Raw genomic sequence first — 8,142 nt, 5'->3', positions numbered from 1 at the left:
GTGTACACATAAGTCGAATTACCCCCTTAATCCCCCGTTTATTGGGGGAAAACAGCAAATCTAGTTCCCTCCCCTTTCTAAGGGGAGGGTTAGGGTGGGGTAAAACCTTGGTTAATTAGCTATTTCAGACTTGTGTGTATACAGTAGTCCCGATGCCTTGAGGAGGGGAGCGTTTGCTTTACTCGAATGCAGGGTGGGGTTCTTTATTTTTGATTTATGCAAAAGGTCTAGTAAACAGAGTTCATCTTGTTCCCATTTTCTGGCTAGGAATAGCTAAATCAGGGCTGCTGCCTCCCAAATTCGCAGCATCAGCCCAATAAATATCGTTTCCAGGAATAAACTGGAAACGATATTTATCTGTAGTTTTATTTTCCCTATCCGTGCATTTCGTCGTATTCTGGGGCTTCAACTCGTCTTGCTTCCATCCGCGAAGCAGGCAGAAACTCAGCACGACGGACTGGAACCAAGGGCGGCGTATTTCCTTGGTAGGGGTGAATAACTTGTACAGTACGGGCTGGACGCTGCCGTGGTGAGAATAAAGCCAATACCCCAGCGACAACAACACCACCACCAATAGTAAGAGTTGCACCTCCCACAGCCCAAAGCACGGGTGAAGACCACCAAGTATTTTGCGGCTGGAATGTTGCTGTTGTTTTTTGTTGGTTATTCTGCTGGGCTAATTGCCACTGCTGCTGAGTATTGAAATTTTGGACTTGGCCCTGGAGTTGTTGATTTTGCAACTTTAGTTGTTCATTGTCGTTTTTTAAACGCTCCAACTGCATCTGCGTGTTCAACTTCTCCATCTCTAGGCGCTGGTCAGTATTAGTACCAGTCGGTGGCTGAACCTGGTTGGGATACATTGGTTGCCCATAAGGCCCATAAGGATACATTTGTGGCTGTATTCCTTGGGGTGCGACTACACCTGGGATTTGTGGAGCAACAGCGAAGTTAGGTTGTAGGGGGGTATTTGTTCCTTTGAGCAATACGAGAGCCGCCAGCCCAGCTACGGCAACCCCGCCGATAAATGCCATACTCTCACTCATCGCCTTTGCTCCTCGATCGCGACGTTACTATAATCATTTTTGACTGACTCACTCTCACACTCATAAATTATGCCTACTTGATTTCACATAATACTCAAACTATAAGCGACTCTATCAGCTAGTTTTTTTACATCATCATATCTGATGTTAATATTCAAGACCATAATGGTCAAATTGTCTACCAAATAAGGATAGAAAAACTACACTGTTATCTTTTTTAATCTACTTTCTGGGTCTAATCAAGAGGAGTATTTGTGCTGCTATTGGTATTCTTGATAGCTGCCTTGAGACTTTGGCAAAATTGGGCGATCGCCGAAAGTCCCTGCTCTGGTGTTCCTTGGGCTAATCGTTTGACAACAGCGCTACCCACGATCGCACCATCTGCGCCCCATTCCATAACCTGACGGGCTTGGGCCGCTTCGGAGATGCCAAAGCCGACTGCGATGGGTTTATCAGTAACACTACGAATTTGTTTGAGTAAATCGGACACGCGGATTTCCAGTTGCGATCGCACCCCTGTTACTCCAGTGACGCTGACTAAATAAATAAATCCTTGGGAAGAACGAGCGATCGCTTCGATCCGTTCAGCAGAACTGGTGGGAGCTACCAACAAGATTACGTCAATTCCCATCTCACTAGCTGATTGGAGCAAGCCTGCTGCTTCCTCTAAAGGTAAGTCAGGTATTACCAATCCTGCGACCCCAGCAGCAGCAATTTGCCCAAGAAATTTTTCAATCCCCCGGTGCAAAATTGAATTGTAATAGATTAACAGAATAATCGGCGATCGCAATTTGGGAGTAATCCCTTGCAGCATTTCTAGCACCTGCTCTAACTTCGTACCCCTTTGCAAGGCGCGGGTAGCAGCAGCTTGAATGACTGGGCCATCAGCCAGAGGATCGGAATAGGGTATACCCACTTCTATAATGTCGGCTCCACTATGATCTAGAACCTGCAAGGCTTTTGCTGTTGTTTCTAAATCTGGATCGCCAGCAGTGATAAACGGAATCAGAGCGCACTCACGATTGTGCCCAAGAGTTTCAAAGCAATCAGAAATCGCAGTCATTTAGTCAAGTGTCAAAGTTCAAGAGTCAAGGGTCAAGGCTCAAAATTCGGACTTTGAACTCTGGACTCTTGACTCATCAATGATAACTTTACACCTGAGATTGCTCTTCTTTTTCTATTTCGGCTTGAATTCGTGCTAGTTCTTCGGGAGTAAGCTCGTCTAGCCGCTTTTGCAGAAAGTCTTGCTCATACTGTTCCCGCTGTTGGTGGTAGGTCATTTTTTGTCCCACCGCACGGAAAAAATAGGTGGCCAGCCAGCCAACTAACCCACTAACAAGTAATACTTGGCTCCATATACCAGCTTTCTGATTATCCAAACCAACTAGCTGCAATCCTAAGTATGCCAAGCCGCCGGCAATAAAAACACCCAAGCCAATTCCAATAGCGTCAATCCGTCGCATGAGAGTTATGACCTACCTAATCGTCGTTAAACTTGAATTTGTCGCCGTTGGGGTCGAAAATTTGCAAACGGCGATAGAACCAACAAACCTGGAAAGAAGAAAAACACCAAAAAGTACATAAAGACACGCTCAACGGAGCTAGCGACATACCAACGCTGCTTCAGGTACAGTAAGACAGCAATGGGGATTACTAGAAGGTAAGCTCCAGCCAAAATCAGATATAGCAGGGCGACAATCATAACTTTCAAGTCTTAAGCATCTGTTTTCCATCATAGGCTGAAGAGACAGACTCAGAGAAGTATAGTCATAATGCTTTCAACATAACTGCGCCAGAATTCCTCGAAACCGCTAATAGGGAGGCGAAAGCGCAGCTTTGGCGGGCTGGAGTACTTTTACTGTGGGCGATTCAACGGATTTCATGACAAAAGCTAATATCATGCTATTATGTGAATCCACTAGCAAACAAACGCTCTAGTCAAACAAAATCGAAAACTTATCCAGATTGATTACGAGAAAAGCAAGAAGACTTCCAAATCTCTTAAGCGATCGCACAATTTGGAAAAAATATTTTCAATCTAGTTGGACAAAAGACACAATTGATGGTGGAATATATAAGGAGGTATTTGCTACCTCTAAAAAATAACTAGTTACACTAGTTGCCAAACACCTTTGGGGGTGTGGCGGAATGGTAGACGCTACGGACTTAAATAATTGAGCCTTGAAGGAGAAATCCCTCAAGTGGAAGCTCTCAAACTCAGGGAAACCTAAATCTGTTGACAGACATGGCAATCCTGAGCCAAGCCGAAAAAAGTCCTGAGTCATGAGTGTTGAGTGCTGAGTAAATTTAAAACTCATAACTCCTAACTTTTAACTCATCAACTGTTCGGAAGGTGCAGAGACCCGACGGGAGCTACCCTAACGTTAAGTCGAGGGTAAAGGGAGAGTCCAATTCTCAAAATCTGAGATGGCTATTGTCATCAGGTAGCAGTGAAAACTGCAGGAGAATGAAAATCCGTTGACCGTAAAAGGTCGTGTGGGTTCAAGTCCCTCCACCCCCACTAAAAATTTAAAATACCGAAAAGCTTCGATAGAACGTATGGGCGGGTTATATCTAAATCTATAGATAAACTCGCCCATAATCTATATATTTATGTATGGTCTTTTCTGGTGATAAATAAGTAATTTCACTGAACTATTTGATGAAGACTTAAACAAGTTGTCTTTAATACTTTATTTATAGTCCTCTTTAATCAAATTTGTGTAAAAAGATGACTGAATTTCTGAAGAATAGATTGATGCTCCTGTTCGCCAAGGTTAAGCTGGTAATAATATGAACAGGAAGCCTTTTTGTCCTGATAACTGAAATGACCACTAATCGTTTATCAATTAGTCAGGAAAATCCGCATTGTGTTACGTCTAACTCTAAACAATTAGATGTACAAACTGCCCAAGAGGAGGTTTATAGTTTCTTTGTGGAAATTGTCAATAAATTGACACCAGAGGATGTTTTACGTGAATTTAAAAGTTTATTTATAGACGGTCTTGATTACGATTATATACCTGGAATATATAATATTTTTCTAGATGATAATGAACAGGAATTATATAATACACTTAAGCGGTGCTGTTACATCATTGTTAATAATTGGAAAACCAACCGAAAAGACAAATATATCCAAGACTTAGTTAATTTATTTGTTAATGAAAATCTGACAATCAAAGACAATAATCCTCTACTAGTAAAAACTTGTAAAATCTGGTTAGAGAAGTTTGCTAATAGCAAAGATTACAATGATCTGAAATTATTTGCTACTAAATATGAAGATTCATCTAAAGGCCATTGGGCTAATCGCTACACTTCCTATTTATTGATCGATCAATCTGTTAATAATAATAACCCTAAAGAGCAACAAGAGGCTGCTAGAAGGCTTTCTAAACAAATAAAAGACAAATTTAAGTTTGAACGAGCAATGTATATTGCTCGTTCTCAATCTGCTGTCTCAAGCACAACACGCTATAAAAATCCAAGTATTTTGGGAGACGAAGCTCTGCGTTTAATAAAAATAATTGTTTTAAAAAAAGGTGCATTTAGTCATGATAATATTGCCCATATATTTATCAAACAAACTGAAAATCAAACTCTGAAGGAATTTAAAATCAATCTGGAAAAATATCTATTTTTTTCTGTAGAAAAGCAAGAATTAATCGAGACTTGGCGGCAGCAGTTTGCAGATAGTTTATCTTTATGGAAGACGGACTATAATCAAGAAGTTATTAGTAAAGAATTGTTCTTGAGAACCTGCAATCGAGTAATTGATTACTTTACAATAAAAAATGCTAAGGAGCCTTCGCAATTATTTATCTTATTAATTAACCAAGGTCATGCTCTCACCTTGGTAATTATACTATTAAAAATGATTTTGATTTGTAAAAATTCCCGGAGACATTTAGAAACTCGGATTGCTCATTTGATTCGTTTTTACGAAAAATATTCGGAAGAGGAATGCAAAGGAGTCATAAATTTTATCGAGGTTTTTAATATCACATTCGCCATTTATGCAGAAAATGTAGAATATAACTTGATTAAGATAGAAAAAGAAAAACAAAGCAGTAATCAGCAATTAAATCTGGATAGTTATCGGGTATTTTCACAGATGAAGGTAGATAGACAAAAATAAGTTTTGCCTGATTTATGATTTAGCAACGCGTTCGTCTAACCAAGCTAGGGCAGCACCAGCAGTTTCAGCTAGAATACTAATAAGGCGATATAGAGCGATCGCACTAAATACTAAGGCAGCTGGAAAGTGGTGTCGTAAAAGTTCATATGCAGTCGCTTCAAACACACCTAACCCACCAGGCGCACCGGGTATAACAAACCCCAATAACCAAGCGCAACTAAAAGCCCCGAATAACAAAGGAATTTGATTCGCATTCAACGAACTCAGAGCGAACATAGTTAGTATAAACCCAGTGGCACGTAGTCCCATAAAGCCCACTTCTCCTAACAAAGGGCGTAAAGGGTAGCTTTTAAGACTGAAGGGAATAGTTGGTTGAGTGGTAGCAGCAGACTTTTTTGCTTTTAATTTGTACAAAAAACGAATAACGGGGTTCAAAAACCACGGATGAATCGCACCAAGGACTACAGCTAAACTCAGAAATTGTAGTATTTGTATAACAAAGGTAGTATTCGCTGCTGCAAATTGGCTACTGCATAAGACAATAACGATTAAAGCAGCCGCTAGCATGAGTAACGGTTCCAGCAAAACGCTCAAAGTTGCTGCACCAGTAGGAATATTGGCATTTTTGGCGGCGACAATTCGTCCGTAGTGATGCCAGATATTACCTGGTAGATACTTCGCGATGTTCGTTTTTAGGTAAACTTGGATGAATTGGGGAGATGATACAGGTTGATTTAACTCTTGCAAAATCCAAGTCCAGATCCAGCCTGCCCAAGTATGTGCTAGTAATGTTACCCCTGTAGCGATCGCCATAATTGCCCATCCTACATCATCAATGCGGATAGCAGTTACCTCAATCCAATTATCCTTCAGAGCTTTCCCTAAAAAAAACAGCGTTCCCCCCAAAATTATCCAGCGTAAAAATTGCTTCATTAATTTAGTAATTTAACGGTTAGAGCAACAAGAGCTGAATGCCTCAACTATTACAGTACATCAGCTACCTATCCAAAGCTTTTGAAGTATTAAACAGGTTTATGTAGTTTTTTTTTGAAAAGGATATTATTTTATTTTATATCTCTCTACAGTTAGATAAAAATATTCTATTATTAATAATAAAAATGTGGCCTGCGCTAGAGGTAAAGTTAATTTTATTATTCATATCCTTAATAGAGGTTATCAAAAGTCAGGGAACCAACACAAGCACAATAAGTTGCTGACTAATCCAATAATTCAGCAAACTATTAGCTTATTAATATTTTGGTAAGGAGAAGTACGTGAACGCGGTGAGAGTATTCTTGAAAAAAATAAAATTGCGCCAGATATTAACTATCTTTTTAGCTGGACTAATGTTGATAGTTAGCACTGCTTGTACTGGAGCAAATGCTCAAGGTGCAAATCCACAAAATCCTGCTGTACAAGCTGGCGGAGCAAACAATCCTTATAAGAATGGTGGAGACAATTATACCAACAACAATATGTCCACCGATCCGAAAATAACAAACCCAAAAGCCAATCAGGGACGCGACCAAGCTAGCTTACAACCAAGTTCGCAATTGTTGATTGCTACAAATGGAGAATCCGAGATACTTTATCCTGGTGGCGAGACACCAGCAGGTCGAGTCCAGAAAGAAGCAGAACTGCCAATCATCACAGATAAAAACTTCCGCCAGCCTGAACCCGGTGGTTTGATTCAGAATGAAGCAAATGTAGGAGATCGGGTCAAAGATCGTCTTGAGACTGTAAAAGAGGCTGTTGAAGAAGCTTCCGGCTTTTTGAAGAGCAACGCAGATGAAGCGGGTGCTAGACCGGAATTACAAAAAAATCCGGCATTAGGCAGATAGAAGCCTTATTTTGTCTCAATGCTTGAGATTTGAAATACTTGAGATTTGAAATAGATTGCAAATGCTATCTTGGTTGAAGTTTAACTAGTCACAAAAATGCAAGGAGTGAGAACTATGAAAAAAGCAATGACTTGGCTGAGAAACATTCGTCCCTTGAAAGTTTTAACTGTTTTTTTAGCAGGAATATTCTTATTTCTGACACAAGCCTGTGGTGCTCCAGGAATAGCAACACAACCACCACAGCCTGACGCTCAATCACCTTATTCCAAACGATACGATCCCACAAAAGATTATCCTCTCTCTTCTCCTGCTGGTGGAATAAATAACTTTAGTGATGTAGAACCCAGAGGCAGATTAGATGAAAAGGCAGCTAATGATAGATCTGATGCGCTGGTAAAAAATGCTCAAAAAAATATTGACCAGAAAGGAGCTGACAGCCCAGGGCAATATGGTGAAAATTACAAACAAGGTACACCACTTGGCGAAAGAGTGAAGAACCTGGGTGAAGATATCGGCAGTTCAGCTGAAGAAGTTCGCAAAGGTGTTGTTAAGGGAACTCAGCGAGGAATTGAAAATATCAAGGGTAACACCCAAAATGCTGCTGAAGACGTGACAAAAAATGTTCAGCGTGGGGCAGAAGATGCTGGTAAAAATGTTCAGCGCACAGCTGACGATGCAGGTAATGCAGTGAAGAGGGCAGTTGATTGAAATTAGTCATCTAATTTCTTGTAAAAATTTGAAAGCGCCCACAGACTTATAGTCTGGGGCTACCTAAACAAAGCCTGCGTAGACAGGCTTTGTTTTAGTTTTAAGTAGGCAGGACTTACGCAGTGCTGATTAGTCATTGCGTTCGCCCTTAGTGTTCCCGTTAGCGCAGCCTCTGTCTACGACATGCTCCGCGAACGTAGACAAGGATACGGAGCGAAGTAATCTCATGAAGACTGGGATTGCTTCGCTCCGCTTACAATATACCTCTTGCACGAATGCAAAACTTGCCATCATCCCCCAACCCCTTCTCCCAATTTTGGGAGAAGGGGAGTCCTCACCCAAAATGCCACACCCCAACCTTTGGGGGGGGCTTATTGGGGGGGGCCAACCCAAGGCCATAACCAAAAAG

8 protein-coding genes are annotated in these 8,142 nt (G+C 41.0%); 3 read left to right on the top strand and 5 right to left on the bottom strand.

Annotated elements, in window-relative coordinates; genetic code table 11:
* Positions 1-374: 374 nt before the first annotated feature.
* The 4 genes from ACFE93_RS33370 to ndhL form a co-directional block, all read right to left on the bottom strand.
* Positions 375-1,043 (bottom strand): heterocyst differentiation related protein, encoded by a 669-nt coding sequence (locus tag ACFE93_RS33370; protein ID WP_375480210.1) that lies wholly within the window; start codon positions 1,041-1,043, stop codon positions 375-377.
* Positions 1,044-1,278: 235 nt separating this feature from the next.
* The gene (gene trpA / locus ACFE93_RS33365; RefSeq protein WP_375480208.1) at positions 1,279-2,106 is read right to left on the bottom strand and encodes a tryptophan synthase subunit alpha; all 828 of its coding nucleotides are present in this window, start codon (positions 2,104-2,106) and stop codon (positions 1,279-1,281) included.
* A gap of 88 nt (positions 2,107-2,194) precedes the next feature.
* Positions 2,195-2,506, bottom strand: coding sequence for a DUF3007 family protein (locus tag ACFE93_RS33360; RefSeq protein WP_375480206.1), 312 nt, complete (start codon positions 2,504-2,506; stop codon positions 2,195-2,197).
* 26 nt (positions 2,507-2,532) lie between these two features.
* The gene (gene ndhL / locus ACFE93_RS33355; RefSeq protein ID WP_375480204.1) at positions 2,533-2,745 is read right to left on the bottom strand and encodes an NAD(P)H-quinone oxidoreductase subunit L; all 213 of its coding nucleotides are present in this window, start codon (positions 2,743-2,745) and stop codon (positions 2,533-2,535) included.
* Positions 2,746-3,870: 1,125 nt separating this feature from the next.
* On the opposite strand from ndhL, the gene ACFE93_RS33350 reads away from it, so the two are divergent.
* The gene (locus tag ACFE93_RS33350) at positions 3,871-5,184 is read left to right on the top strand and encodes a hypothetical protein (protein ID WP_375480202.1); all 1,314 of its coding nucleotides are present in this window, start codon (positions 3,871-3,873) and stop codon (positions 5,182-5,184) included.
* 12 nt (positions 5,185-5,196) lie between these two features.
* Here ACFE93_RS33350 and ACFE93_RS33345 read toward each other — a convergent pair whose 3' ends face one another.
* Positions 5,197-6,117: a lysylphosphatidylglycerol synthase domain-containing protein gene (locus ACFE93_RS33345; protein WP_375480200.1), complete on the bottom strand. Its 921-nt coding sequence runs from the start codon at positions 6,115-6,117 to the stop codon at positions 5,197-5,199.
* A 341-nt stretch (positions 6,118-6,458) separates the two neighbouring features.
* Between ACFE93_RS33345 and ACFE93_RS33340 the strand changes: the two genes are divergently transcribed.
* Both ACFE93_RS33340 and ACFE93_RS33335 read left to right on the top strand, forming a co-directional pair.
* Positions 6,459-7,025 carry a DUF6658 family protein gene (locus tag ACFE93_RS33340; protein WP_375480198.1) on the top strand — a complete coding sequence of 189 codons (567 nt, stop codon included), beginning with the start codon at positions 6,459-6,461 and terminating at the stop codon, positions 7,023-7,025.
* 114 nt (positions 7,026-7,139) lie between these two features.
* On the top strand, positions 7,140-7,733 hold the full coding sequence (locus tag ACFE93_RS33335; RefSeq protein ID WP_375480196.1) for a hypothetical protein: 594 nt from the start codon (positions 7,140-7,142) through the stop codon (positions 7,731-7,733).
* Positions 7,734-8,142 lie beyond the last annotated feature (409 nt).

The organism is uncultured Nostoc sp. (assembly GCF_964247315.1).
Classification (GTDB): Bacteria; Cyanobacteriota; Cyanobacteriia; order Cyanobacteriales; family Nostocaceae; genus Nostoc.
This window is presented reverse-complemented; position numbering and strand designations above follow the sequence as displayed.

What these genes read in the sequence shown, in the direction of transcription:
- ndhL (WP_375480204.1), bottom strand. Translation starts at nt 2,745, where the DNA reads ATGATTGTCGCCCTGCTATATCTGATTTTGGCTGGAGCTTACCTTCTA.
- ACFE93_RS33350 (WP_375480202.1), top strand. Translation starts at nt 3,871, where the DNA reads ATGACCACTAATCGTTTATCAATTAGTCAGGAAAATCCGCATTGTGTT.
- ACFE93_RS33360 (WP_375480206.1), bottom strand. Translation starts at nt 2,506, where the DNA reads ATGCGACGGATTGACGCTATTGGAATTGGCTTGGGTGTTTTTATTGCC.
- trpA (WP_375480208.1), bottom strand. Translation starts at nt 2,106, where the DNA reads ATGACTGCGATTTCTGATTGCTTTGAAACTCTTGGGCACAATCGTGAG.
- ACFE93_RS33335 (WP_375480196.1), top strand. Translation starts at nt 7,140, where the DNA reads ATGAAAAAAGCAATGACTTGGCTGAGAAACATTCGTCCCTTGAAAGTT.
- ACFE93_RS33345 (WP_375480200.1), bottom strand. Translation starts at nt 6,117, where the DNA reads ATGAAGCAATTTTTACGCTGGATAATTTTGGGGGGAACGCTGTTTTTT.
- ACFE93_RS33370 (WP_375480210.1), bottom strand. Translation starts at nt 1,043, where the DNA reads ATGAGTGAGAGTATGGCATTTATCGGCGGGGTTGCCGTAGCTGGGCTG.